The organism is Thiohalobacter thiocyanaticus, from assembly GCF_003932505.1.
Taxonomy (GTDB): Bacteria; Pseudomonadota; Gammaproteobacteria; order Thiohalobacterales; family Thiohalobacteraceae; genus Thiohalobacter; species Thiohalobacter thiocyanaticus.
On record NZ_QZMU01000001.1, the window covers coordinates 1466895 to 1492090 of the forward strand.

At 64.4% G+C, this 25196-nt stretch carries 21 protein-coding genes and 1 pseudogene; 11 read left to right on the forward strand and 11 right to left on the reverse strand.

Features of this window, described 5'->3' with window-relative positions; translation table 11 throughout:
- The first annotated feature begins 102 nt into the window (after window positions 1–102).
- The 6 genes from D6C00_RS06830 to D6C00_RS06855 all read left to right on the forward strand — a co-directional run bounded on the left by D6C00_RS06830 (window position 103) and on the right by D6C00_RS06855 (window position 5045).
- On the forward strand, window positions 103–810 hold the full coding sequence (locus D6C00_RS06830; protein WP_125181035.1) for a type 1 glutamine amidotransferase: 708 nt from the start codon (window positions 103–105) through the stop codon (window positions 808–810).
- Between the two features lie 2 nt (window positions 811–812).
- Window positions 813–1232 carry a CBS domain-containing protein gene (locus tag D6C00_RS06835; protein ID WP_206609522.1) on the forward strand — a complete coding sequence of 140 codons (420 nt, stop codon included), beginning with the start codon at window positions 813–815 and terminating at the stop codon, window positions 1230–1232.
- Window positions 1233–1462: 230 nt separating this feature from the next.
- Window positions 1463–2854 carry an arylsulfotransferase family protein gene (locus D6C00_RS06840; RefSeq protein WP_125181036.1) on the forward strand — a complete coding sequence of 464 codons (1392 nt, stop codon included), beginning with the start codon at window positions 1463–1465 and terminating at the stop codon, window positions 2852–2854.
- Window positions 2844–3095, forward strand: a complete 252-nt coding sequence (locus D6C00_RS06845; RefSeq protein WP_125181037.1) for a hypothetical protein — start codon at window positions 2844–2846, stop codon at window positions 3093–3095. Before D6C00_RS06840 ends, D6C00_RS06845 begins: the two co-directional genes overlap by 11 nt.
- Window positions 3096–3128: 33 nt before the next feature.
- On the forward strand, window positions 3129–3869 hold the full coding sequence (locus D6C00_RS06850; protein WP_125181038.1) for a hypothetical protein: 741 nt from the start codon (window positions 3129–3131) through the stop codon (window positions 3867–3869).
- Between the two features lie 15 nt (window positions 3870–3884).
- Window positions 3885–5045: a sulfotransferase family protein gene (locus tag D6C00_RS06855; RefSeq protein WP_125181039.1), complete on the forward strand. Its 1161-nt coding sequence runs from the start codon at window positions 3885–3887 to the stop codon at window positions 5043–5045.
- Window positions 5046–5130: 85 nt separating this feature from the next.
- Here D6C00_RS06855 and D6C00_RS06860 read toward each other — a convergent pair whose 3' ends face one another.
- From D6C00_RS06860 to D6C00_RS06900, 8 genes and pseudogenes are all read right to left on the reverse strand, one after another.
- Window positions 5131–5466 (reverse strand): hypothetical protein, encoded by a 336-nt coding sequence (locus tag D6C00_RS06860; RefSeq protein WP_125181040.1) that lies wholly within the window; start codon window positions 5464–5466, stop codon window positions 5131–5133.
- An 81-nt stretch (window positions 5467–5547) separates the two neighbouring features.
- The gene (locus D6C00_RS06865) at window positions 5548–5937 is read right to left on the reverse strand and encodes a DUF302 domain-containing protein (protein ID WP_125181041.1); all 390 of its coding nucleotides are present in this window, start codon (window positions 5935–5937) and stop codon (window positions 5548–5550) included.
- A gap of 254 nt (window positions 5938–6191) precedes the next feature.
- On the reverse strand, window positions 6192–6674 hold the full coding sequence (locus D6C00_RS06870) for a hypothetical protein (protein ID WP_125181042.1): 483 nt from the start codon (window positions 6672–6674) through the stop codon (window positions 6192–6194).
- Window positions 6675–6758: 84 nt separating this feature from the next.
- A pseudogene (locus D6C00_RS06875) lies at window positions 6759–9912 on the reverse strand (efflux RND transporter permease subunit).
- 147 nt (window positions 9913–10059) lie between these two features.
- Window positions 10060–11355 carry an efflux RND transporter periplasmic adaptor subunit gene (locus tag D6C00_RS06885; protein ID WP_125181044.1) on the reverse strand — a complete coding sequence of 432 codons (1296 nt, stop codon included), beginning with the start codon at window positions 11353–11355 and terminating at the stop codon, window positions 10060–10062.
- Window positions 11352–12563 carry a TolC family protein gene (locus tag D6C00_RS06890; protein ID WP_158675345.1) on the reverse strand — a complete coding sequence of 404 codons (1212 nt, stop codon included), beginning with the start codon at window positions 12561–12563 and terminating at the stop codon, window positions 11352–11354. Before D6C00_RS06890 ends, D6C00_RS06885 begins: the two co-directional genes overlap by 4 nt.
- 93 nt (window positions 12564–12656) lie before the next feature.
- Window positions 12657–13049 carry a hypothetical protein gene (locus D6C00_RS06895; protein ID WP_125181046.1) on the reverse strand — a complete coding sequence of 131 codons (393 nt, stop codon included), beginning with the start codon at window positions 13047–13049 and terminating at the stop codon, window positions 12657–12659.
- 244 nt (window positions 13050–13293) lie between these two features.
- A complete protein-coding gene (locus tag D6C00_RS06900; protein ID WP_125181047.1) occupies window positions 13294–14181 on the reverse strand; it encodes a phosphoribosylaminoimidazolesuccinocarboxamide synthase in 888 nt (295 codons plus the stop codon).
- A 334-nt stretch (window positions 14182–14515) separates the two neighbouring features.
- Between D6C00_RS06900 and purE the strand changes: the two genes are divergently transcribed.
- From purE to gorA, 4 genes are all read left to right on the forward strand, one after another.
- Window positions 14516–15016, forward strand: a complete 501-nt coding sequence (gene purE, locus D6C00_RS06905; RefSeq protein WP_125181048.1) for a 5-(carboxyamino)imidazole ribonucleotide mutase — start codon at window positions 14516–14518, stop codon at window positions 15014–15016.
- Complete coding sequence (locus D6C00_RS06910) at window positions 15013–16152, forward strand: 5-(carboxyamino)imidazole ribonucleotide synthase (protein WP_125181049.1); 1140 nt, start codon at window positions 15013–15015, stop codon at window positions 16150–16152. The genes purE and D6C00_RS06910 overlap by 4 nt, the downstream gene beginning before the upstream one ends.
- A 201-nt stretch (window positions 16153–16353) precedes the next feature.
- Complete coding sequence (locus D6C00_RS06915; RefSeq protein ID WP_125181050.1) at window positions 16354–17097, forward strand: glutathione peroxidase; 744 nt, start codon at window positions 16354–16356, stop codon at window positions 17095–17097.
- Window positions 17098–17363: 266 nt separating this feature from the next.
- The gene (gorA, locus tag D6C00_RS06920) at window positions 17364–18746 is read left to right on the forward strand and encodes a glutathione-disulfide reductase (RefSeq protein ID WP_125181051.1); all 1383 of its coding nucleotides are present in this window, start codon (window positions 17364–17366) and stop codon (window positions 18744–18746) included.
- 43 nt (window positions 18747–18789) lie between these two features.
- On the opposite strand, the gene D6C00_RS06925 is transcribed toward gorA, so the two are convergent.
- Window positions 18790–19731 (reverse strand): LysR family transcriptional regulator, encoded by a 942-nt coding sequence (locus tag D6C00_RS06925; RefSeq protein WP_125181052.1) that lies wholly within the window; start codon window positions 19729–19731, stop codon window positions 18790–18792.
- 159 nt (window positions 19732–19890) lie between these two features.
- Here D6C00_RS06925 and D6C00_RS06930 point away from each other — a divergent pair, with 159 nt between their 5' ends.
- The gene (locus D6C00_RS06930) at window positions 19891–21843 is read left to right on the forward strand and encodes a putative bifunctional diguanylate cyclase/phosphodiesterase (RefSeq protein WP_125181053.1); all 1953 of its coding nucleotides are present in this window, start codon (window positions 19891–19893) and stop codon (window positions 21841–21843) included.
- A 144-nt stretch (window positions 21844–21987) separates the two neighbouring features.
- Here the strand turns inward: D6C00_RS06930 and D6C00_RS06935 are convergent, their stop codons facing one another.
- Window positions 21988–22578, reverse strand: a complete 591-nt coding sequence (locus D6C00_RS06935) for a class I SAM-dependent methyltransferase (RefSeq protein ID WP_125181054.1) — start codon at window positions 22576–22578, stop codon at window positions 21988–21990.
- 249 nt (window positions 22579–22827) lie between these two features.
- The gene (locus tag D6C00_RS06940) at window positions 22828–25155 is read right to left on the reverse strand and encodes a nitric oxide reductase activation protein NorD (protein WP_125181055.1); all 2328 of its coding nucleotides are present in this window, start codon (window positions 25153–25155) and stop codon (window positions 22828–22830) included.
- Window positions 25156–25196: the final 41 nt, after the last annotated feature.

A 25196-nucleotide genomic window follows, 5' to 3' on the forward strand; every position in this document is an offset into this window, starting at 1 on the left:
GCGTAGCGTAACCCATCACGGGTTCCGCGCCGGCGATGGGTTACGGCGCAGGCGCCTGTACCCATCCTGCGCATTCGATCATTCCGACACAGGAGCACGCAATTGCGGGTCCATTTTCTCCAGCACGTTCCCTACGAGGGCCTGGGCAGCCTGCAGGACTGGCTGCAGCGGGCCGACAATCAGGTCACGGCAACGCGCCTGTATGCCGGCGACGGCCTGCCGCGGCCCGATGCGCTGGACCTGCTCATTGTCATGGGCGGCCCCATGGGGGTATACGACGAGACCGACTATCCCTGGCTGATCGCCGAGAAGCGTTTTCTCGATGCCGTGATTGCGCACGGGACACGGATCCTCGGTATCTGCCTGGGGGCCCAGCTGCTGGCCGACCGACTCGGGGCGAAGGTGCGTGATAACGGCGAAAAGGAGATCGGCTGGTTCCCGGTCCAGCGCAGCCCGGCAGCGGCCGGGACCGCGCTGGCCGCGGCCCTGCCCGGGGAGTTCATGGCCTTTCACTGGCATGGCGACACCTTCGACCTGCCCGTCGGCGCCGTGCATCTCGGCCGCAGCGAGGCGTGCGAAAACCAGGGCTTTCTGTACCAGGACCGCATCCTGGGGCTGCAGTATCACCTGGAAATGACCCCGGCCGGTGCGCAGGATCTGATCGACTGCCATCGCGAACAGCTGGGCAGCGGCCCATTCGCCCGGACGGAGGGCGAATTGCTGGCCGCGGACAGTCGCTTCGCCCGGGCCAACGCCCTGCTGGAAACCCTGATGGCAGCCTTCACCCACGACCTGCAGGAGAGGATCTGAACATGACCATGCGGATCGGGGACATCATGACCGAGGATGTGATGAGCATCCGCATGGACGACACCCTGCTCACCGCGCACACCCTGTTCAAGCAGCTCAGGTTCCATCACCTGCTGGTGGTGGAAAATGGCAGGCTGATGGGCGTGCTCTCCGACCGCGATGTGCTGCGCTGGATCGGCCCGCGTCTGGACACACCGGCGGAGACCCGGGACGACATCGCCCGCATGCGCAAGCCGATTCACCAACTGATGAGCCGCGAGCCGGTAACCGTCACGCCTGATACCACCGTGACCTACGCCGGCAACCTGATGCTGGAGCAGCGGGTCTCCTGTCTGCCGGTGGTCGGCGACAAGGGTTATCCGGTCGGCATCGTCAGCTGGCGCGACCTGCTCAGCGCCTATGTAATGCTGCGCAACGCCTGAACGGTCCCACTGTCGCCGCCAGGCGACATACAGCCCGTGCTGCGCGGGCCGCAGGTCGGACGACCCACTACATTTTCCCGCCTTCCCGAACGCCGCAACATCTGGCTCACACTGAATACGGTTTTACCTAACTGTAGATTGAGTCACAGCCCGCTCATTCCGCTTGTTGCTAACCTCAAAACACTCACCGGCAGTTCGTCGCCGCGTCTGATATCAGGGACAGGATATCCATGAAGCAATCACGGCTGGATAATATTTCGCGCATCGCGTTCATCGCGGCAATCGCCTTTATCGCCTTCATCGCCGGCGGCGTGGCGAGCGTGGCCAAGGTCTATCCCTACAGCCATTTCAGGGACGCCTATCGTGGCGGGACGGCACTCTACCAGAAGCTCACGAGCTATACCGATCCCTACAGCACGGACCTGTGGGCGCCGGAACGTACCGATGCGCAGGGCGTGACCGTGCACGAGGCGCAACGCGCCCACGCGGGATGGACCCTGTACACCTCCGGCGATGCTCCCCGTGCCACCCTGATCGACATGGACGGCCGTGTCGCTCACGTCTGGGAACGCCGATTCAGCGATATCTGGGATGAAACCGCTGCGGTCCGCCGACCCGTGCCGGACGCCCAGACCTATTTCCGCAAAGCCCGGGTGCTGCCGAACGGCGATCTGGTTGCAATCATCATCGGTGTCGGCGACACACCGTACGGCTACGGCATGGTCAGGCTCGACCGGGATTCGAAGCTGCTGTGGAAGAACCTCGATCATTTCCACCACGACTTCGACATCGACGACAGCGGCCGCATCTACGGCCTGACGCACGACTTCAGACGGCACCCGATCGAGGAGGCGGACCAGTTCGAGCCCCCCGTCCTGGACGACTACCTCACCATCCTCTCTCCCGATGGCAGGACCCAGAAGCGGATCTCACTGCTGGATGCGCTCAACCGCTCGCCCTTCCGCCGCCTGCTCTGGCGGATCCATTACTACAGCATGGAGGATCCGCTGCACACCAACGGCGTCGACTACCTGGATGCGGACGCCGCCCGCAGCCTGGCGCGGACCATCCCCGCCGCCCGGGAGGGACAGGTGCTGCTCTCGTTCCGGGAACTGGCTGGCGGCAGTATCGCCCTGCTCGACCCGGAGAAAGAGGAGATCGTCTGGGCCTCGCACGGCCCCTGGCTGGCCCAGCATGACCCCGACATACTGCCCAACGGCAATATCCTGATCTTCGACAACCGGGGCCACTTCGGCGCCGGCGGTCGCTCCCGTGTGCTGGAGGTCAACCCGGCCACCGGCGGCATCGTGTGGAGCTATACAGGAAGTGAAGAGAAAATACTGGACAGCGCCATCCGTTCGGCCCAGGAACCGCTGCCCAACGGCAATGTACTGATCACCGAATCCAACGGGGGACGGCTGCTCGAGGTCACGCGTGACGGCAGCATAGTGTGGGAGTTCATCAATCCGGTGCGCAAACAACGGACCGACGAGAAATTCGAACGCATCCCGGTACTGAGCTGGGCACAGCGGATCGATCCCGCCTCGCTCACGCCCGAATTCCGGGCCGACTATCTGACCATCGGGATAAAGACAACCGAGGAGACACGCAATGAGCATTAAGCGCACAACATTGTTGACCCTGGCACTTTCCCTGAGTGCGGCCCAGCCCGCCCTGGCCTATGTCGGCCCCGGCGCCGGACTCAGTCTGCTGGGGGCCTTCTGGGGCCTGATCGTAGTGCTGTTCGCGGCCCTGGGTTTCATCATCTTCTGGCCCTTGCGCCGGTTCCGTCGACGGGTACAGACCAGCACAGGCGCGGGGACGGACGCTTCGGCTGCGGATGACCGGAAGCCGGATGTCTGAGTCCGTTCCGGCCCGGCGCGCCCAGTGGCGCTGATGGGCATATTCGACCTTCCTGCACCGGTATTATTCTGGCTGGACGCGCTCGTCTCACCGGTTCCGCCCGTTCTACGGCTGACACTGTGGGGGGCGCTCGGCGCACTGCTCTCGATGGGACTGTACCTGCTGCTCTCCGATCAGGACAGGATCGCCGCCGGCAAGCGCGAGCTGACGCAGGCACGCAGGCGCCTGAACGAGTTTGATGGCGAATTCGCCGGGGCATGGCCGCTCATGCGCGCCATGTTCTCCGCCTCCCTGCATCAGATCGCCAGGACCGGCCGGCCGGCCCTGGTCGCCTCCCTGCCGCTGCTGTCGATCATTGCCTGGCTGAGTACCGCCTACGGCCATGCCTACCCCGCCCCCGGCGCCATCCCCGAGATCGAAACCCGTCCGCCGCAGCTGGAAGGCCAATGGGTGACACCGCCCCGAAACGCTCAGGACCCGGAACCGCGCCGGCCCTATGTGGTCCTGCAGGACCGGGGCCGGGAACTGGTGGCAGCGGTCAACCTGGCCGCCCCGGTGCCCGTCATTCACAAACGACAGTGGTGGAATCTGTTCATCGGCAATCCTGCTGGCTACCTTCCGCCGGAGCTGCCGATACACCACCTCCGGATCGGTCTGCCCGAGAAGCGCTACCTTGCCTTCGGCCCCGACTGGATGCGGGGCTGGCACGCCATCTTCTTCACCTCGCTGCTGCTGTTCTCCATCGCCATGAAACTGCTGCTGCGCATCGAATAGTTACTAATGAGACAAATGAACGGAACCGCACAATCCAATCCGGACACGGACTTTCAAGTCGATCCCTGGACCCATTTCCTGGGCGGGCTGCTGGAGCTCTCCCCCGGGCTGTGCCGGATGCTGGGCAACCTCGAGACCCGGCTGCTGGCCGATGCGCTCGACGACATCCGGATCGTCAGTCCCGTCTACATCACCGGTCTGGCCCGCTCCGGCAGTACCCTGCTGCTCGAGATGCTGGACTGGCACCCGGACACCGCCAGCCACCGCTACCGCGACTTCCCGATGCTGCATACCCCCTACTGGTGGAGCCGCTTTCTGGACTACACGCCACGCGCCGATTCCGGTCCTGCGGAACGCGCGCACAGGGACGGCATCCAGGTCACCCCGGAGAGCCCCGAGGCCTTCGAGGAGGTACTGTGGATGAAGCATTTCCCCGATCTGCACCGTGCCTCGGTCAGCTCGGTGCTGGACGGCGACACCTCGAATCCGGACTTCGAGGCCTTCTACCGCGATCACATCCGCAAGCTGCTGCTGATACGCCAGGGACGGCGTTACCTGTCCAAGGCGAACTACAACATCACCCGGCTGGAATACCTGCTGAAGATCTTCCCGGATGCCCGCTTCGTCGTACCCGTGCGTAACCCGGTCTGGCACATCGCCTCGCTGATGAAGCAGCACCGGCTGTTCTGTGCAGGCCAGAAAGACAATCCCCGGGCGCTCAAGCACCTGCAGCGCGTCGGCCATTTCGAATTCGGCCTGGATCGACGCCCGATCAATACCGGAGATGCGCGTGAGACGCGGATGATCGCCGTACTCTGGAAACAGGGCAAGGAGGTCGAGGCCTGGGCGCGCTACTGGAACTCGATACACGGCTTTCTGGCCGAGCGGCTGGAGCGCAACGAGCGACTGCGCGAGGCCGCGCTGGTCGTGCCCTTCGAGGAGCTGTGCCGCAGACCGCGCGGGAAGGCGGCTGCGATCTTCGAACACTGCCGGCTGCCCGCCTCCGACTCATTACTCGAGCGCTGCCGCGAGCGGATCCGCTTCCCCGCCTACTACAGGCCGAACTTCACCTACCAGGAGCTCACCACCATAGAGTCGTTCACCGCGCCGACGCTGGCGCGTCTCGGTCTGGTCGAGGCGGTTACGGCAGGCGGGGGAGAAACGGGCAACGGGTGACCTGCGGTCACCTCCGGTGTTTCCATATTACTCACAGGATGTGTGCGGACGCAGGCCGTTCGGCGTCCAGGGCAGGGGATCCGGTTCAGATGTGAGTGATCAGCTTGGCTTCGGGGACGCGGTTCTGCACCGCCCAGGCGATCTCGTTGCGCATGCCGGTTACCGGCCGCATGCTGATCCAGAGCAGGTTGAGCTTGAGGTTGAGTTCGGCGAAAACCACCACTTCCTGGAAACAGGTCAGGGCGGCCTGAATGTCATCCAGGGTGCGCTGCAGCAGCTGATGGGGCTTTTCCCGCAGGCCGGGGATCAGCATCATGAAATCGCTCAGGGCCTGGCCGTCACAGTCCACGGCCGGCGCACGCTTGAACAGCGGCTCGTTGGCGTCCAGCAGGGGAAAGACGGCATGTCTGGGCAGGTTCATGGCGGATTCCGGATGTTCTCTTATCGACTATAACAAAAGCGGCCCGAAATGCCATGAGCCTTAGCGGCCCGGCGACGCCGGTCAGGCCGCCAGGGCGTCGCGGACCCGCTCCAGGCGCGCGCGGACCTCGCCGGCCAGGGTATCAACCCCTTCTTTTTCCACCAGTTTGAGCACGGCGGCCGGATCCATGAAGCCGACCGTCACGCTCCCGTCCTGTTCCTCGCGCACGACCACGTTGCAGGGCAGCAACAGGCCGATGTCCGGATCGGCCTCCAGCGCCTGGTTGGCCAGCTGGGGATTGCAGGCCCCCAGGATCTTGTAGGGCGTACGGTCGATGTCGAGCTTCTTCTTCAGCGTGGCCTGGACGTCGATCTCGGTCAGCACACCGAAGCCTTCCTTGCCCAGCTCCTCGGTGACCCGCTCGACCGCCGCGTCGAAACCGCCGTTGAATTTCACATTGAATCCGTACATGACTGCCTCCGGTTTCCTGGGTTGATTCTGTTTCGATTATAACAAGGGCCATGTCCTGGCGCGAAGGAATACCGGTTGGATGTGAGGTTATATGGCCACGGATAAAGTCGAATGAGTCTGCATGTCACGTAGTCTGCGTACGCGGCCTGCAGGCTTCGAACCTGAATTATTCGCGTGCATTCGTGTTGATTCACGGCTCACTGCATGCCGCCGCCCCGGCCGTCACGCCTCTCGGACATCATACCGGCGGGCGATCAATGACCGGCATCCGGAGCGCGGCCCATATCCCCGAGCAGCCACAGCAACCACACCAGGACAGGCGGTATCAGGAGCCATTGCAGGAAAGGCACCCCACCCACACCCAGCACGGGCAGGACGGGCATCAGCTCGGTATAGCCCCAGGACTGTTCGATGCGAACGTTGTAGATCTCGCTGCCGAACGTGTAGAGCACGCCCAGCAGGGTGAACAGGGCAGCGCCGGCGAGCGGGCTGTGCCGGTACCAGACACGGTCGTGCCTCACTGCCGCGACAATCTCATAGGCCACAAGCAGGATCAGCAGATCGCCCAGGGTGCAATGGGCCAGCGCGTACAGGATGTAGCCCCAGTCGTTTTGATGCCAGACGTCATACAGGGGGAACTGAGCCACCTCCCACAGCAATTCCAACGCCAACCCAAGCGCCAGCAGCCTGAATTCGGGGAGTCGCCGCCAGGTCCGCCTCAAGTGGGTTCGGATCATCTCTTCAGACATATCCAGCCCCCGGTTTTCGTCCGGATACTCCTCCAGCCCGCAGCCGTGAAACCGGCCGCAACACGGACCGTCTCACCGTTCGATGCCGTGCCCGCGCCAGAGAAGGAACGCCGCCGGTATCACCAACAACGTCAGCACGGTTGCGCTGACCATGCCGCCCACCATGGGCGCGGCGATGCGCTGCATCACCTCGGCACCGGTGCCACCGCCCAGCATGATGGGCAGCAGGCCGGCGATGATCGCCGCCACCGTCATCAGGATGGGCCGCACACGCAGCAGGGCGCCTTCGATCACTGCCTGGCGCAGCTCCTCGCGGTTGACCGGACGCTGCTCGGCGCGGGCGCGTTCGGCATGGCGCCGCCAGGCCTGGTTGAGGTAGACCAGCATCACCACGCCGATCTCCACCGCCACGCCAGCCAGGGCGATGAAGCCTACGCCCACCGCCACGCTCATGTCGTAACCGAGCCAGTACATCAGCCAGATACCGCCGACCAGGGCCAGCGGCAGGGTGCCGAGAATGATCAGCACCTCGGCCAGCCGGCGGAAATTGAGATACAGCAGCAGCATGATGATGGCGACGGTCACCGGCACCACCAGGCTCAGGCGCTGCTTGGCCCGCTCCATGTATTCATACTGGCCGGACCAGCTCACGGAATATCCGGCGGGCAGCTCCACCTGCTCACTCACGACCTGCCGCGCCGTCTCGACATAGGAGCCCAGATCCTGCCCCTCGATATCCACAAAGATCCAGCCGTTGGGACGCGCGTTCTCGGTCTTGATCATGCCCGGCCCCTCCTCGACATGGACGTGGGCCACATCGCCGAGCGCGACCTGCATGCCGTTGGGGGCGACAATGGGCAGGTTGCGCAACTCCGACAGGGAGTCACGGATCTCGCGCGGATAACGCAGATTGACGGGATAGCGTTCCAGCCCCTCCAGGCCCCTCGATGCTCTGGGTGATGTTCATGCCGCCGACGGCGGTGCGCACGATCTCCTGCACATCGGCGATGTTCAGGCCGATGCGCGAGGCCGCGCCGCGGTCGATGTCCACCGAGATGTAACGCCGCGCCGGCCCCCGTTCGGAAAAGGCGCTGGCCGTTCCCGGCACCTGCTTGAGCACGCGTTCGATATCGGCGCCGATCCCCTGGATCACATCCAGGTCCGGACCGGCGATCTTCACCCCCACAGGAGTCTTGATGCCGGTAGCCAGCATGTCGATGCGGGTCTTGATGGGCGGCGTCCAGCTGTTGGCCAGGCTGGGGATCTTCACGATGCGGTTGAGTTCCCGCTTCACCCCCTCCATGGTCATGCCCTCGCGCCACTGATCGCGGGGTTTGAGCAGGATAGTGGTCTCGATCATGGTCAGCGGCGCCGGATCGGTCGCGGTCTCGGCCCGGCCGATCTTGCCGAACACCCGTTCCACCTCGGGCACCGAGGCGATCAGCTTGTCGGTCTGCTGCAGCAACTCACGCGCCTTGCCGATGGACAGCGCCGGAAAGGTGGTCGGCATGTAGAGCAGATCTCCCTCGTTCAGCGGCGGCATGAACTCGGAGCCAATCTTGCCGCCCAGCGGCCACCAGCCGGACAGCGGCCAGGCCATGGACAGCGCCGCCACCAGGGCCAGCATGAGCATGCTGCGCGGAAACCGCAGGATGGCGTTGATCGCCGGCCGGTAGCCGGCGATCAACACCCGGTTGACCGGATTCCTGTCCTCGGGGAGGATCCGACCGCGAATGAAATAGCCCATCAACACCGGCACCAGAGTGATGGACAGCCCTGCCGCGGCGGCCATGGCATAGGTCTTGGTGAAGGCCAGCGGGGCGAACATGCGCCCCTCCTGCGCCTCCAGGGTGAACACCGGCAGGAAGCTCAGTGTGATGATGAGCAGGGAGAAGAACAACGCCGGCCCGACCTCGGAGGCCGCCCGGGCCATGACCTCCCAACGGTTCTCGTCGGTGACCTCCTCGCGCTCCATGTGCTTGTGGACGTTCTCGATCATCACGATGGCGGCGTCGACCATGGCGCCGATGGCGATGGCGATTCCACCAAGCGACATGATGTTGGCGTTGATGCCCTGCAGCTTCATCACAATGAAGGCTGCGAGGATCCCGAGCGGGAGACTGATAACCACCACCAGGGACGAGCGCAGGTGGAACAGAAACACCGCGCAGACCAGAGCGACGACGACGAACTCCTCGATCAGCTTCTCTTCCAGTGTCGCCACGGCGCGTTCGATCAGACCGGAGCGGTCGTAGGTGGTGACGATCTCCACCCCTTCCGGCAGGCTGGCCCGGAGCTGCTCGAGCCTGTCCTTCACCGCCTGGATGGTGGCCAGCGCATTGCCACCCCAGCGCATGATGACGATGCCGCCGACCACCTCGCCCTGGCCGTCGAGTTCGGCCACGCCGCGGCGCATCTGCGGCCCGAGCCGGATGTCGGCAATATCGCCCAGCAGCACCGGCGTGCCGTTGGCGTTCACCCCGACCGGGATACTTTCCAGATCATCGATACTCTGGATATAGCCGTTGGCGCGGACCATGTACTCGGCCTCGGCCATCTCGATGACCGAACCCCCGACCTCCTGGTTGCCGCGCTGGATGGCCTGCTTGACCCGGGCCAGCGGGATGCCGTAGGCGCGCAGTTGGTTGGGATGCACCACCACCTGGTACTGCTTGACCATGCCGCCGACGGTAGCGACCTCGGACACGCCCTCCACGGTCTGCAGTTCGAACTTGAGAAACCAGTCCTGAATGCTCCGCAGCTCGGACAGATCGTGCTGCCCGGTTCGGTCGACCAGGGCGTATTCATAGATCCAGCCCACGCCGGTGGCGTCCGGTCCCAGAGCCGGGGTGACCCCGGACGGCAGCCGGTCCTGTACCTGGGAGAGATATTCCAGAACCCGCGAGCGCGCCCAGTACAGGTCGGTGCCTTCATCGAACAGGATGTAGACGTAGGAATCGCCGAAGAAGGAATAACCCCGCACCGTCACCGCACCCGGCACCGAGAGCATGGTGGTGGTCAGGGGGTAGGTCACCTGGTCCTCCACCACCTGCGGCGCCTGGCCCGGATAGTTGGTTTTGATGATGACCTGTACGTCGGACAGGTCCGGGATCGCATCCAGCGGCGTGGTCTTCAGGGAATAGCCGCCCCAGACCGCCAGGATCACGGTCAGCAGCAGGACCAGGAACCGGTTATGGATGGACCAGCGGATGATGCGTTCGATCATTTGTCTTTACCCAATCGATAAATTGCGGTTGTCATCACCGCCATCGTCATCCCCGCGCAGGCGGGGATCCAGTGACCACAGCGGTATCTGGATTCCCGCCTGCGCGGGAATGACGAGACAAAAAGACGAGGTCTTCCAGCCATCGAGTTATTCGTGTTCATTCGCGTTCATTCGCGGCTGATCCCTCTGCCCCGGATCTCCGGCCGCATCCAGCCGGTTCAGCGCACCCTTGATGCTGGATTCGGAGTCGATCAGGAACTGGCCCGAGGTGACGATACGCTGGCCCTCCTCGAGCCCGCGCATGATTTCGACCCAGTCGCCGGACTCGATGCCGGAGACGACCTCCTGGGCGGCGAAGCGCCCCTCGCCCAGGGCCAGAATGACGCGTTCGTTCTCGCCGGTGCGGATCAGGGCCTCGCGCGGGATGATCAGGATGTCCTCCTTCGGACCGGCGAAGATGCGCACGTCGGCGTACATATCCGGTTTGAGGCGTTCGTCCGGATTGTCGAAACGCAGCCGCACCTCCAGGGTGCGGGTCTCGGGGTCGATGCGCGGATGGACGAACTCGATCTCGCCTTCCCAGACCTCGCCCGGCAGGTAGGGCAGGCGCACTTCCACCGGCTGGCCGACCTCGACCCAGTCGGCCTGGCGTTCGAACACATCCACCCGTATCCAGACGCTGGACAGGTCCGCCAGGGTCATCACCTCGGTCTGCGGCTGCACGTACATGCCCTCGCGGATGTGCAGGGCATCGACAATGCCGTCCTGACGGGCGTGATAGGGCACGCGCTGTTCGACCTTGTGGGTCCGGGCCAGCGTATCGATCTGCGCTGACGTCATGCCCAGCGCCTGCAGGCGCTCGCGCGAGGCCAGCTTCAGGCCGGAATTACCCGAATTCAATGCCTGCAGGTATTCCTCCTGGGCATTGACCAGCTCCCTTGAGTACAGCTCGAACAGCACCTGGCCCTGGCTGACGCGCTCACCGTCGGACTTCACATTCAACCGATCGATCCAGCCGTCGGTACGCAAGTGGATGTGACTGATGAAGCGTTCGTCGTAGTCCACATACCCGACCGTGTCGATACGCCGCCACAGCCGGTCGCGCTCGACCTCGGCGGTGCGCACGCCCAGGTTCTGCACCACCACCGGATCGATTTCCACCTGTCCGCCGCCGCCCTCGTCGGCATACACCGGCACCAGGTCCATGCCCATGGGCGACTTGCCGGGTTCGTCGCGGCGGTAATCCGGGTCCATGGGGGCGACCCAGTAGAGGATCTCGCGCCCGCCGGAATCCGCCCGGGACGCCTTGTCATCCCCCCCGCCGGGGGAGGCGTCCTTCCCCGCCGCCTGTTCCCGGTCCTGGCCGCAGCCGCCGAGCCCCGTCAGCGCAAGGACCAGCAGCAACCGTGCCGGCCACGGTCCTGTTCCTGCCCGCATTCTCATGATTCCTCTCCCACCAGGTAGCGCAACCGGGCCGCGGTCTGGGCCAGGTCGGTACGCAGCCGCAGCGCGGTCAGACGCGCATCCAGCTCGATCAGGCGTGCCCGCATCAGCGCGGTGAAATCCGACACCCCGCTCTGGTAGGCCTTGAGCGAGGCCTCGGCATGCTGGCTGGCCTCGGGCAGCAGACGTTCGCGGTAGCGCGCCAGGCGTGCCTGCAGCCTCTCCCATTCGGCCCGGGCCGCTTCCAGCTGTTCATGCAGCTCGCGCCGGAGTTCCTCGCGTTCGTATTCCACGGCATTGAGTTCGTACTGGCGCGCGGCCAGCATCCGGTCCTGGCGCTTGTCCGTGAACAGGGGCAGATCCACCACCACCATGGCCGACAACAGATCGCTGCGGCCGCTGCCGTCGGCTTCCCGGCCGTTGCGCTCGCCATAGGTGACATCCAGACTCCACCCCGGCTTGTAGCGCTCGCGCGCTACCGCCACCCCCAGCCGACCGGCCGCAATCTGTTCACTCGCCCTCTGCAGCTGTGGATGACGATCCAGGGCGCGCTGCATTGCCTCCGGCGCCGACAGCGCCGGCGGTTCGGGAAATTCCTCCGCCAGCGGCCGCTGCACGGCCTCCGGCCCCACCAGCCGGGCCAGTTCGGCCCGGGCCGTCTCCAGCCGGGTGCGCACCCGGTCCCGCCGGTCATCCAGCAGCGACAGCTCCACCCCGGCGCGCAGCACGTCCTGCTGGTTCTTGCGCCCGGCGCCGTAGTAGGCGCGGGTGGTGTCGACCAGATCCTCGAACAGGCGGTAAGTCTCATCCAGGATCCAGCCGGCCCGCGTCTGGTAATAGACCTCGAGGTAGCTTCGGCGCAGCTCGCGCAGCACTTCCCGGCGGCGTAACTCGGCGCGGGCGCTCAGGCCGGCGGCCAGTCGCTCCTCGCGCTGGCCGGCCAGGGCCAGGGTACGGCCCGGCGGAAACCGCTGCCGGACCCCGACCTGCAGCTGACTCATGGGGGTGTCGGAGCGGTCGAAGGACTCCACCGGCAGGTTAGCGATGCCCAGCTTCAGACTGGGGTCGGGCAGCTGGGCCGCCGCCACGGCCTGTTCGCGCCGTGCCTGAGCGCCGGCCTCGTAGGCCACCGCCTGGCGGTCATGCATCAGGGCCAGGGCCTCGGCCTCGGGCAGTGACAGGGGTGCGGCCACGGGGGCGGCAGACATATGGCAGAGGATCCCGGCAAGGATCCAGGGTAGTGCGCGCATGACTAGATTCCTCCAATGAAACCGGAACAGGATCAGGCAACAGGAGGATAGCTATTTCAGAAAGGCGCAGTGACGCAGATAGAGGGGGGGTGAGGTCGGGAAGGCCGTGGCGGCGGCCGGCAACGACGGCGGCGAACGCCAGGGCTGCCAGGGCAGGTCAGCGGCCGGCAGCGCGAGGGGAAGATCCGGACTACCCACCGCCGGCAGCACGGCCGTTTCGCTGACCGGGACCGAATCGACCTGAACCTGGGGACAGACCGGACCCTCGTGGCCATGGCCACAGCAATCCGCCTCCGACTCCACGGGCGGCTCGTGCTGGCAGTGCCCATCGCCGGCCACCGGCGTCTCCGCCAGTGCCCAGCAATGACCGCAGGCCAGCGACAGCCAGCCGGCCAGCAGAACGCCGACCAGGCTCAGGGTGGTTGAACGGCGATGCTTACGCATGTCATCAATATAACCCGCTGGCGCAAAAGGGCAAGCCGATGAGGAAGAGCGCCACGGAATACACGGAAAGCACGGAATGAATGCAGGTTGGGTCAGGCGCTTCCCGCCGTGACCCACATGGAGCGACGGTGTCGGGTTACGCTGCGCTGACCTGACCTACAGAACTGAGCTAACCCAGCCTGCCGGATTGATTTTCAATCATATTTTTTCCGTGCCTTCCGTGTATTCCGTGACGCTCCTGGTCTCACACCCCCATCAGCCGGCGCTGGGCCTCGCGGTACTTCTCGGCCGTCTTCGCCACCACCTCCGGGGGCAGGTGGGGTCCGGGCGCGGTCTTGTCCCAGTCCAGCGTTTCCAGGTAATCGCGCACATACTGCTTGTCGAAGCTGGGCGGGCTGGTGCCGGGCCGGTATTCGTCCGCCGGCCAGAAGCGCGAGGAATCCGGGGTGAGCACCTCATCGATCAGATACAGCTGGCCGGCCTCGTCCAGGCCGAATTCGAACTTGGTGTCGGCGATGATGATGCCGCGCTCGCGGGCATAGGCGGCGGCCTCGCCGTAGAGGCCCAGGCTGACGTCGCGCACCATGGCGGCCAGCCCCTTTCCCAGCAGGGCCTCGGTGCGGTCGAAGTCGATGTTCTCGTCGTGATCGCCCACCCCGGCCTTGGTCGAGGGGGTGAAGATGGGGCCGGGCAGTTTGTCGGCCTGCTGCAGCCCGGCGGGCAGGTCGATGCCGCACACCGCGCCGGTCTGCTGATACTCCTTCCAGCCGGAGCCGATGAGATAGCCGCGCACAATGGCCTCCACCGGCAGCGCCTTGAGTTTGCGCACCACAACGGCGCGGCCCTCGACCTGTTCGCGCTCGGCCGCATCCGGCAGTACCTGCTCCAGGGGGGTGTCGCTCAGGTGATTGGGCACTATGTCCGCCATGTGCCCGAACCAGAAATTGGACACTGCGGTCAGCACCGCCCCCTTGCCGGGGATGGGCTCGGGCAGCACCACATCGAAGGCCGACAGCCGGTCGCTGGCCACGATCAGCAGCCGGTCCTCGCCCACGGCATAGATGTCGCGCACCTTGCCGCGCGCGACCAGCGGCAGGCTCTTGAGATCGGATTCGAACAGGGTCTCGCGCATGCGGGGGCTCCGGTCGGGGCAAAGGCGCGATTCTAGCCTGACAGGGCGATTCACTACAAAAAGAAAGCCGCAAATACTTAAAACCGCGAAGGCGCAGAAGGCGCGCGAAGTCAAATAATGCAAAAGGAAACACACGTGTGTTACGTCATTCCGGCGAAGGCCGGAATGACGGGAAAGATATGCAGGTGTACATGCAAGCTTACGATTTCTGTTCTTAGCGCGCCTCCGCGGTTCAGGCTTTCAAGCCGCCACTCGCACGCCCGCCGACAAAGGTTCCCCAACCCCGCCCGCAGTGCTAGAATTGCTTGTTTCCCAAAGGAAACAGGTCGCTACGATGAACAACGACAGCCCCCGCGTGGGCCTGGTGATGGGCTCCGACAGTGACTGGCCGGTGATGGCGAAGGCCGCGGAGATGCTGGAGCGATTCGGGATTCCGTTCGAAGCGAAAGTGGTCTCGGCCCACCGCACCCCGGATCTGCTGTTCGACTATGCCGCCACGGCGCGCGGGCGCGGCCTGGCCTGCATCATCGCCGGGGCCGGCGGCGCAGCCCATCTGCCGGGGATGCTGGCCGCCAAGACCACCCTGCCGGTGCTGGGCGTACCGGTACCCTCGCGCCATCTCAAGGGCATGGATTCGCTGCTGTCCATCGTACAGATGCCGAAAGGCATACCGGTGGCGACCTTTGCCATCGGCGAGGCCGGCGCGGCCAATGCCGGCCTGTACGCGATCAGTCTGCTCGCCATCACCGATACCGGTCTGGCCGGACGGCTGGAGGCCTACCGCGAGGAGCTCAAGGCCATGGTCGACGCCATGCAGCTGCCCCCGCAGTCATGATCCTGCCCGGCGCCACCCTCGGGGTACTCGGCGGCGGTCAGCTCGGCCGCATGTTCGTCATGGCCGCCCATGCCATGGGCTACCGGGTGGTGGTGCTCGATCCCGACCCCCACAGCCCCGCCGGCATCATTGCCGAGCAGCACCTGCGCGCCGACTACCAGGATCACGCCGCACTGCAGGTACTGGGCGACACCTGCTCGGCGGTGACCACCGAGTTCGAGAACGTGCCCGCGGCCAGCCTGGACTACCTCGCCCGCCTGTGCCCCGTGCGCCCGGGCCCCATGGCCGTCGCCATCGCCCAGGACCGTATCCGCGAGAAACGCTTCATCCAGGAGCAGGGATTGGCCACCGCGCCCTTCGCCGCGATCGAGGAGGCCGAGGACCTGGAAGACGCCTTTGCCCGGCTCGACCCGCCGCTGCTGCTCAAGACCGCTTCGCTGGGCTATGACGGCAAGGGCCAGGCGCCGGTCGACAGCCTGGAGGCGGCCCGGGCCGCCTTCGCCGAACTGGGCGGCCACCCCTGCGTGCTGGAGGCACGGGTGGAGCTGGAACGCGAGGTCTCGGTCATCCTGGCCCGCAGCCTGAAAGGCGAGATCGCGGTCTATCCGGTGGGTGAGAATCGCCATGTCAACGGTATCCTGGACACCACCATCGTGCCGGCCCGCCTGTCCGACGCGGTCACCGACCAGGCCGTGGACATGGCCCGCGCCCTGGCCGAGGCCATGGACTATGTCGGCGTGCTGGCAGTGGAATTCTTCCATACCCGCCAGGGCGAGCTGCTGATCAACGAGCTGGCCCCACGCCCGCACAACAGCGGCCATTACACCCTGGACGCGACCATCACCTCCCAGTTCGAACAGCAGGTGCGCTGTATGTGCGGCCTGCCGCCGGGCGACACTCTGCTGCTCTCGCCGGTGGTGATGGTCAATCTGCTGGGCGAGCTGTGGCAGCCGGAGCCGCCCTGGGAGAAACTGTTCGCCTTCCCCGCCGCCAAGCTGCACCTCTATGGCAAGCGCGAGCCCCGCCCGGGCCGCAAGATGGGCCATTTCAACTGCCTGGCGCCGGAGCTGGACAGCGCCCTGGCCCAGGCCGAGCGGATCCGTGAAGCGTTAAGCGTGAAGCGGGCGCCGGATTAACCCGGATCCGCCCCTTCCTCGCCTCACTCCTCACTCCTCACTCCTCACTCCTCACTCCTCACTCCTCACTCCTCGATAGTCTGAACCTATCGTTTTGATATCTATTTTCGATTTCACATATCACCATCCGCCCCCTATTCTGGTCTCCAAGCCAGCCAGTACTGGCCCTGATTTCAACCGCAATCGACAGGAGACACAGACATGTTGCAGGACAAGACCGGAAGCCGCATTCCTCAGATCACCTTCCACACCCGCCAGAACAACGAATGGGTGGACGTCACCACGGACGACATCTTCAAGGGCAGGAGCGTGGTCGTCTTCTCCCTGCCGGGCGCCTTCACCCCGACCTGCTCCTCGGCGCACGTACCGCGCTTCAATGAGCTGGCCCCGGTGTTCCGGGACAACGGCATCGACGAGATCGTCTGCGTGTCGGTCAACGATACCTTCGTCATGAACGAGTGGGCGAAGGACCAGCAGGCCGACAACATCCGCTTCATCCCGGACGGCAACGGCGAGTTCACCGCCGCCATGGGCATGCTGGTGGACAAGGACGACCTGGGCTTCGGTAAGCGCAGCTGGCGCTATTCCATGCTGGTGCGCGACGGCGTGATCGAGAAGATGTTCATCGAGCCCGAGGTGCCGGGCGACCCCTACGAGGTCTCGGATGCCGACACCATGCTGAACCACATCAATCCGCAGGCGCAGAAGCCGCACGACGTGGTGCTGTTCACCAAGCCGGGCTGCCCCTACTGCGCCCGCGCCAAGGACATGCTGTCCGATGCCGGCATGGAGTACGAGGAGATCAACGTCGGCGGACAGGTCTCGCTGCGTTCGGTGCGCGCCGCCAGCGGCAGCGACACGGTGCCGCAGGTCTGGATCGATGGTGTGCACATCGGCGACTCCGAGGCCCTGGCCGAGTGGATGCAACAGCGGGAGGCCGCGTGATACTGCGGCGGCAGTAACGCTGAGGATACGGAGACGTTTATGTCCTGCGGGTGCAGAGACACAGAGATTTCTTGGATCGAGTGCCTTTGCATCTCTGCTTAACCGGCCATTTGTTGTTCACTGACACGTCATCCCGGCGCACGCCGGGATTCAGTAACCGCGCCGGCTTCAGGACCAGCTGGATTCCGACCGGAGCCTGTGCTGGCGCAGGCCAGTACCGGAATGACGGTAACAGACATCAAGCTGTGCTCTTAAGGGAGAACATCATGACCAAGCAATACGACCTCATCGCCATCGGCGGCGGCAGCGGCGGGCTCGCCGTGGCCGAACGCGCCGCTCAGCTCGGCCGGCGGGTGGCCGTGATCGATGCGCAGCCGCTCGGCGGCACCTGCGTGAACGCCGGCTGCGTGCCCAAGAAGGTCATGTGGCACGCTGCCCAGGCCCGCGAGGCCCTCACCCAGGCCAGCGCCTTCGGCATCCGGGCACAGGACAGCGGTCTCGACTGGGACCAACTGGTTGCCGGCCGTAACGCCTATATCGACGGCATCCGCGATTACTGGGCCGGCTATGCCCAGGACCAGCACATCGACTGGGTCCGCGGCGAGGCCCGCTTCATCGACGCCCATACCCTGCGGGTCGGCAACGCGCACTACCGCGGTGAACACATTGTCATCGCCACCGGCGGCCGCCCGATCGTCCCGCCGGTCCCAGGGGCGGAGCTGGGCATCACTTCCGACGGCTTCTTCGAACTCAGGGAACAGCCGCGGCGCGTTGCCGTGATCGGCGGCGGCTATATCGGTGTGGAGCTGAGCGGTGTCTTGCGCGCGCTGGGATCCGAGGTCTCCATCATCGCCCTGGAGGAGCGGGTGCTGGAAGTGTTTGACCCCCTGATCAGCGACACCCTGATGGAAGCGATGCAGCAGCAGGGTATCGCGACCCATATGGGCTTTCAGGTCAGCGCTCTGGCACGGGACGGCGAGGGTATCGATATCGTCTCCGCCCGCGGCAAACACCTGCGCGGTTTCGACACCGTGATCTGGGCGGTGGGCCGGCGCGCCAATACCGAGGGGCTGGCGCTGGAACGCGCCGGGGTCGAGGTCAATCGCAACGGCGTCATCCCGGTGGATGCCTTCGACGCCACCAATGTGGCGGGGGTGTACGCCATCGGCGATGTCACCGGCCGCATGCCGCTCACCCCGGTGGCGATCCGGGCCGGCCGGCAGCTGGCCGCACGCCTGTTCGGCACTGCCGCCGCGCCGATGGATTACACCAATATTCCCACCGTAGTGTTCGCCCACCCGCCAGTCGGGACCCTCGGCCTGACCGAACCGGCGGCCTGTGCCGAATACGGCAGGACGGTACGCATCTACGAGACCCGTTTCACCCCCATGCGTCACGCCCTGGGAGACGGCGGCACACCGACGGCAATGAAGCTGGTATGCGCCGGACCGGAGGAGCACATCGTCGGCTGCCACCTGATCGGCGACGGGGTCGACGAGATGCTGCAGGGCTTTGCCGTGGCCATCAACATGGGCGCGACCAAGGCCGACTTCGACCGCACTGTCGCCATCCATCCGACAAGCGCGGAGGAACTGGTCACGCTGAAGACGGCCCGGCCGGGCGGCTGCGCGCTGGCGGAGGTTGCCTGAGGTCGGGTGATTTCAACGCAGATCGGCATGAAAGCACCGCCGCTCACCCCGCACCCTTGTGCCGCGGCCGGCCGGGCTCGGGCAGGCTGAGCAGGTTCTGCGCCTCCTTCAGCACGAAGTGCTTGAAGGCCTGGGCCGCGGTGGACAGACGCTTGCCGCGCCGGTGCACCACGTACCAGTGGCGCATGATGGGGAAGGTCTCCACATCCAGGACCGCCACACGCTTGAGCGCCAGCTCCATCTCCAGGGTGTGCAGTGACAGCAGCCCGAGACCCAGGCCGGCCTCCACACCCTGCTTGATGGCCTCGCTGGTACCCATCTCCATGGTACTGCTCAGCTCCAGCCCGTGCTGGGCGAAGTGGCGCTCCATGGCCGAGCGGGTACCCGAGCCGCGCTCGCGGATCAGGAAGGTCTCGTTGGCCAGGGCCGCGAAGGGGATGCGGCTGCGCTTGCGCGTCAGCGGGTGATTGGTCGGAGCGATGACCACCAGGGGATTGTCCATGAAGTTTTCCGCCACCAGGTCCATGTCCTCCGGCGGCTTGCCCATGATGACCAGGTCGGTCTCGTTCTCGGCCAGGGCCCGGAGCAGACCTTCGCGGTTGGTCACATCCAGGCTGACGGTCACATCCGGATAGCGCTGAAAGAAGGTGGCCAGCAACCGCGGGGCGAAATAGTTGGCGGTACTGGCCACAGCGATGCTCATGTGGCCGCGCCGCATGCCCTTGAGTTCCTCGAACACCTGCGCGGCCTCCTCCAGCTTGTCGGTCACCGCACAGGCATAGCGGTACATCTCCTCCCCGGCCTCGGTGAGATAGGTCTTCTTGCCCTGCTGGTCCAGCAGCGGCAGGCCCACAGCCTGCTCGAGCTGCTTGATCTGCATGGACACGGCCGGCTGGGTCAGGTGCAGCTCTTCCGAGGCCCGGGTAAAGCTCAGATGCCGGGCGACGGCTTCGAATATCCGCAGCTGGCGCAAGGTGACATTCATATTAAGGAATACCCCGTAAACAGGAAGAGAATCATAAACCCGGCGTCGCCCCTATGCTACACTATCGACGCGGGCGTTACGCCGCTCCCACGGCCCCGCAATGGCATGGAAGCCCTTGTTTCATTTTGCTCTTTTTGATTTTTTTGTGGTTGCCAGTTTATGAATCCAGACACTTCCGATGACGGAGGCGCGCTCGCGCACGTCCGTGCCGGGGACCGGGGCCGGGATACCATCTATCTGGACACGGCCTCCAATCCCAAAGCTCACAGCCTCTATCTCCGCAATGTCGGAATCGCCTTCCTGCTGGTCGGTACCGCCAGCCTGGCGCAGATGGCCTTCGTCTATGAATCCTTCCAGCCGCACCTGTTCGTCATACCCGCGCTGGTCGCCCTGGCCATTGCCTTCCTGCTGGCACGGGTCAGCCTGCTCAAGGCCCAGGTGCAGCGCGAGAGCGGGCGCTTTCGTGCGGTGGCCGATGTGGGGCAGGAATTCACCTATTTCTGCGCCCTGGACGGAAGCTATGAATACGCCTCGCCTTCCAGCGTGAAGCTGACCGGTTACCGGCCGGAAGAGTTCTATGCCAAGCCGGGACTGATGGCGGAACTGATTCACCCGCTGGACCGGGAACGCTGGCAGCAGCATGTGGCCGGCCCGGCTTCCGGCCGGGCCACCGAGAACCTGGACCTGCGGCTGATCCACAAGGACGGCCACACCGTGTGGTTCCAGCACATTTGCGGCCCGGTGCATGATGCGAAAGGACGACTCGTCGGCATACGCGCGGCCAACATCGATATCACCGAGCGCAAGGAGTTCGAGGCCCGCATCGAACGCATGGCCTACTATGACCCGCTCACCGACCTGCCCAACCGCCGCGCGCTGAACGGCGAGATCGAGCAGCTGATACGCAAGTACCCCGCGACCGAAAACCGCTTCGCGGTGCTGTTCCTGGACCTGGACCGTTTCAAGCACATCAACGACAGCTATGGTCACGAGCTGGGCGATCAACTGCTGGTCAAGCTGGCCGAACGACTGCGGCGCTGCTGCGAGAACCAGGCGACCATCTCCCGCTTCGGCGGCGACGAACTGGTAGTGGTAGTGCCCGACGTGGACAGCCCGAAAACCGCCGTCGACTACGCGGCCCACCTGCTGGACAGCATCGAGCGGCCCTTTATCCTGGAGGACAGGGAGCTCTATATCAGCGGCGGCATCGGTGTGACCCTGTACCCCTACGACGGTCAGGACGCCGCCACCCTGATCCGCAACGCCGATGCCGCCATGTATCGTGCCAAACAGACGAAGCATACCCGGATCGGGCTCTACAGCGAGGAGCTGATCGACAACATCGCCGCCTTCGTCAGCACCGAGAACCGGATCCGTCGCGCCCTCAAGGAACACGAGTTCGTACCCCACTACCAGCCGCAGGTGGACATGAACAGCGGCCGGATCGTCGGGGCCGAGGCGCTGGCACGCTGGCACTCTCACGACCGCGGACTCATATCTCCGGCCGAGTTCATCCCGGTGGCGGAGGAGACCGGCCTGATCGACCAACTCGGGCGCAGCATCCTCACCCAGGCCTGTGCTCAGATTCTGGAGTGGCAGCGCAGCGGCATCCGACTGCCGGTGTCGGTGAATATCTCGGGGCGTCAGTTCGCTATCCCCGGTTTCGTCGATCAGGTACAGGACATCATCGCCGGGACCGGCATCGACCCGGCGCAGCTGGAGCTGGAGATAACGGAGCAGGTGTTCCTGGAGGACATGGACGAGGCCACGGACAAGCTGTGGCAACTGCGTGACCTGGGGGTGTCGATCGCCATCGACGATTTCGGCATCGGCTATTCGTCGCTCAGCTACCTCAAGCGCCTGCCCTTCAACACCTTGAAGATCGACCGCGCCTTCACCCGTGACATCTGCGACGACGCCCGCGATGTCGCCATCCTGCGCGCCATCCTGTCACTGTCGCGCGACCTGCGCCTGAACACAATCATCGAGGGCGTGGAAACCGAAGCGCAGAAAAAACTGCTGTTGCGGCTGGGCTGTGAGCGGGCGCAGGGCTTTCTGTTCCATCAGCCGCTGCCGGCAGCGGAACTGACCCCGCTGTTGGTCAAACGATAAATAATGGCCACGGAATACACGGAAAGTACGGAAAAATGATATATGCATATTCCCTTCTCATTGCGGGCGCGCAGCGCCACGGCAATGAGAAGGGAATAGTATACGTCCGTGTTTTCCGTGTATTCCGTGGCGCTCTTTAGTATTTCAGTCGCGCACCGCTAGGGCGACGGTGTACTGCCGTCCCTGCTTGACCTTGTCGTAGTTGCCGAACACGGCCTTCATCTCGCGCTCGAACAGTCGGCGCAGGCCGGTGATGCTCACCACCCACAGGCGCCCGCCCGGCCGCAGACGGGCATGGGCATCATGCAGCATGATCGCCAGCAATTCCTTGCCGACCTTGGCCGGGACATTGGAAGCGATCAGGTCGAACTTCAGCTCCGGGTCGACATGCTGAAAAACATTGCTCAGCCGGGCACGGGCGTTTGTGATGCCATTGAGTTCGGCATTGCGGTTGGCGTACTCCACCGCCAGGAAGTCCTTGTCCACCATCAGGGTCCGTCCTTCTGGCGCCAGCCGCGCCAGGGTCAGGCCGACAGGGCCATAGCCGCAGCCGAGATCAAAGCAGTCGTCGCCGGGATTCACCTCGATGTGCCTCAGCAGCAGCCGGGTGCCTTCGTCGATCTCGCGCGGCGAAAACAGACCCCAGGTGGTATGAAAAGTGATCTCCTGGTCGCGCAGGGTTTCGGTGAAGACAAGGTCCTGGCGGATGCGGTGCAGATAGTCGTCGGCGGGCATGGCGTGAGACGTGAGCTATGAGTCATCCGGGAGTATACCCGAACCCTCTTAAAGAACGCCACGGAATACACGGAAGGCACGGAATAATGAATGTAGGTTGGGTTAGGCGCTGCGCGCCGTAACCCAACATGCCGCGACAGTGTCGGGTTACGCTGCGCTAACCCGACCTACAACGCTGCGGTCCGACGATGAGAAGATTGTAGACATAATATCTTTTTCCGTGCTTTCCGTGTATTCCGTGGCGCTCTTCTATGAAGTCAGCGTCGCGAACAGAACCGGCAGCTTTTCGGGCAGGCGCTCCACCTGGTCGATGATGGTGTAGTTGTTGGCGCCGAATATGCGCTTGACGTAATCGTCAGCACCCGCATCCAGGGTCAGACAGTAGCTCATCACCCCCTTGCTGTAGAGCTCCTCCACCGCCTTTTTGGTGTCGTGGCGCAGATACTGGGGGTCGCGCTCGTCGATGTCGGCCGGCTCGCCGTCGGTAACCAGGAGCAGCAGCTTGCGCCGTTCCGGCTGCTTGAGCAGATGCTGGCCGGCGTGCCGCATGGCCGCACCCATGCGGGTGGACAGCCCGCCCTGCATCCCGGCCAGACGCGATTTCACTTCGTCACTGAACTTCTCATTGAAATCCTTGAAGCGGTAATACTGCACGTCATGGCGCCCGTCCGAGGCGAAACCGTGAATGGCGAAGGGGTCTCCGATTCCGTCGATGGCGGTCGCGACCAGCGCGCAGGCCTCACGGGTCAGTTGCAGTACCGTCTTGTCCGAGCCGTTTACCGTCTCGTTGGTGGACTCGGACAGATCCAGCAGCACCACCACGGCCAGATCACGGCTCTTGATCACGTTGCGCATGGTGATACGGGGATTGGGATGCTCGCCCATGCGGATGGATATCATGGCGTCGACGGCAGCGTTGATATCGATCTCGTCGCCGTCTTCCATGTTGCGTACCCGCTGCACACCTTCCGGCTGCAGCATGTCGATGATCTGCCGGATACGGTGGGCGATGGGCCGGTGCTCGACCAGGATGTCGTCGATGATCCCGGGATCGGCCTTGGGCTGACGCCGTTCATGGAGCGTTACCCAGTCGGGTCGGTGCAGCTGCACCTGGTAGTCCCATTCCTGGTAGTGATAGGGGTCGGAGATGGGCTCCTTGCCCTCCAGCTCGTTGATGGTGCAGCCCTCCTGATCCAGCCAGAAGGGCGTCTCGAGGCGCCAGACCTCCTGGGCATCGTCGCCGGCGAACTCCACATCCAGCTCGTTGACCATCTCTATCAGACTGACCGTCCGGCGGACCTGGCGCTTACTGGCGGGCAGGTATTCCACACCCTTCTCCCAGGAAAACTCCTCGAACTCCCACACGATGCGGTTGTCGTCCCGGTACGGGATGCGGATGCTTTCCAGGATGCGCAGGCTGGGCACCTCCTTGCGCGCGGCAAAGACATGGAACAGTTCCATGCCCAGGTCCCAGGAAAACTGGTTGTTACCCTTGTTCGCTTCGATATCGGCAAGGAATTTCCCGGCGAAGGCGCTGATCTCATCGTCATCACAGCTTACGTCGCCTTCGAGCAGCATGAGCGCCAGCTCTTCCAGGCGCTCGACGGTGGGATGCTCGACCCTGCTTTCCTTCTCCGCCTGCATCAATGACTTCCACAGCCGCTTCAGGCCGGGGAATTCCTGTCCGGCACAATACTCCACCCGGGCGTCTTCGATCAGACCAATGAAAAACATCTGCGCCGGGGAAAGCTGCTCGGCGGAAATGGCGCTGGTGCTGTAGCACATATGCGCGGAGGCATGGGCGGCGATGGCACGATAGATTTCCAGGCCCTTGATCTCGCCGATATCATCAACGGCATCGGGCAGGTGCACGATGTGGTTCTCGATATAGGGCTTGAAGCTGGGCGAATCGGCCTCGGCCGGGCGCAGGAAGAAGTCCCGCCCCCAGAAGGCCCGCAGGTAAAAATTCAGTTTGCGCTGCACATCGATGAACAGGGTGCCGCGGCGTTCCTTCTGCAGCACCTTGAGACTGTCAGCGGTCTTGAGATCGAAATATTCGACCTGCTTGTTCAGATCACGACGGTAGGCTTCGGCGCCGAAGTTCACCCAGCGGCGCAGGCCGCCGAGCGTCAGCTTGGACAGGAGCTCATCGATATGGCGCAGCATCGGCCGCATGCCACGCGGCGCCTTGGCCGACATCTGGTGGATGAGCTGCAGATAGCTGCGCACGAGCTCGGCGTCGCCCAGCCGGCGGGCGGCCGTGGGCAGACTGGCGAACATCAGCGCGATCACCTCGCCCGAGGTCATGGAGGACAGCTTCATCGCTGCGGCGATCACGTCGCGTATGACATCCTCGCCGACTTCCTTGGCCACCATCGGCATTTCTTCGAGGTAGGCCAGCACCAGGTCATGGCCGCGACCAAGGCTGCACAGCCCCTTGCCGCCCTCCATGTATTCCTGCAACCCTGCCGGCGACATCACCCGCGAAGCTTCCAGGAATGTCGACTCCAGGGTGTCGCGGATTTCCGGCGCCGCCTTCTCGAAACAGTCGCGGTAATCGTCGAGGTTAATCGTCATAATCCATGCGCATAGCTGAAACCGCAAAGGCGAAGAAGGCG

Coding starts and splice junctions, on each gene's coding strand:
- purE (WP_125181048.1), top strand. CDS start 14,516: ATGAACAACGACAGCCCCCGCGTGGGCCTGGTGATGGGCTCCGACAGT.
- D6C00_RS06855 (WP_125181039.1), top strand. CDS start 3,885: ATGAACGGAACCGCACAATCCAATCCGGACACGGACTTTCAAGTCGAT.
- gorA (WP_125181051.1), top strand. CDS start 17,364: ATGACCAAGCAATACGACCTCATCGCCATCGGCGGCGGCAGCGGCGGG.
- D6C00_RS06925 (WP_125181052.1), bottom strand. CDS start 19,731: ATGAATGTCACCTTGCGCCAGCTGCGGATATTCGAAGCCGTCGCCCGG.
- D6C00_RS06915 (WP_125181050.1), top strand. CDS start 16,354: ATGTTGCAGGACAAGACCGGAAGCCGCATTCCTCAGATCACCTTCCAC.
- D6C00_RS06940 (WP_125181055.1), bottom strand. CDS start 25,155: ATGACGATTAACCTCGACGATTACCGCGACTGTTTCGAGAAGGCGGCG.
- D6C00_RS06895 (WP_125181046.1), bottom strand. CDS start 13,049: ATGCGTAAGCATCGCCGTTCAACCACCCTGAGCCTGGTCGGCGTTCTG.
- D6C00_RS06910 (WP_125181049.1), top strand. CDS start 15,013: ATGATCCTGCCCGGCGCCACCCTCGGGGTACTCGGCGGCGGTCAGCTC.
- D6C00_RS06885 (WP_125181044.1), bottom strand. CDS start 11,355: ATGAGAATGCGGGCAGGAACAGGACCGTGGCCGGCACGGTTGCTGCTG.
- D6C00_RS06865 (WP_125181041.1), bottom strand. CDS start 5,937: ATGTACGGATTCAATGTGAAATTCAACGGCGGTTTCGACGCGGCGGTC.
- D6C00_RS06845 (WP_125181037.1), top strand. CDS start 2,844: ATGAGCATTAAGCGCACAACATTGTTGACCCTGGCACTTTCCCTGAGT.
- D6C00_RS06870 (WP_125181042.1), bottom strand. CDS start 6,674: ATGATCCGAACCCACTTGAGGCGGACCTGGCGGCGACTCCCCGAATTC.
- D6C00_RS06900 (WP_125181047.1), bottom strand. CDS start 14,181: ATGCGCGAGACCCTGTTCGAATCCGATCTCAAGAGCCTGCCGCTGGTC.
- D6C00_RS06930 (WP_125181053.1), top strand. CDS start 19,891: ATGAATCCAGACACTTCCGATGACGGAGGCGCGCTCGCGCACGTCCGT.
- D6C00_RS06935 (WP_125181054.1), bottom strand. CDS start 22,578: ATGCCCGCCGACGACTATCTGCACCGCATCCGCCAGGACCTTGTCTTC.
- D6C00_RS06835 (WP_206609522.1), top strand. CDS start 813: ATGACCATGCGGATCGGGGACATCATGACCGAGGATGTGATGAGCATC.
- D6C00_RS06890 (WP_158675345.1), bottom strand. CDS start 12,563: ATGTCTGCCGCCCCCGTGGCCGCACCCCTGTCACTGCCCGAGGCCGAG.
- D6C00_RS06850 (WP_125181038.1), top strand. CDS start 3,129: ATGGGCATATTCGACCTTCCTGCACCGGTATTATTCTGGCTGGACGCG.
- D6C00_RS06860 (WP_125181040.1), bottom strand. CDS start 5,466: ATGAACCTGCCCAGACATGCCGTCTTTCCCCTGCTGGACGCCAACGAG.
- D6C00_RS06840 (WP_125181036.1), top strand. CDS start 1,463: ATGAAGCAATCACGGCTGGATAATATTTCGCGCATCGCGTTCATCGCG.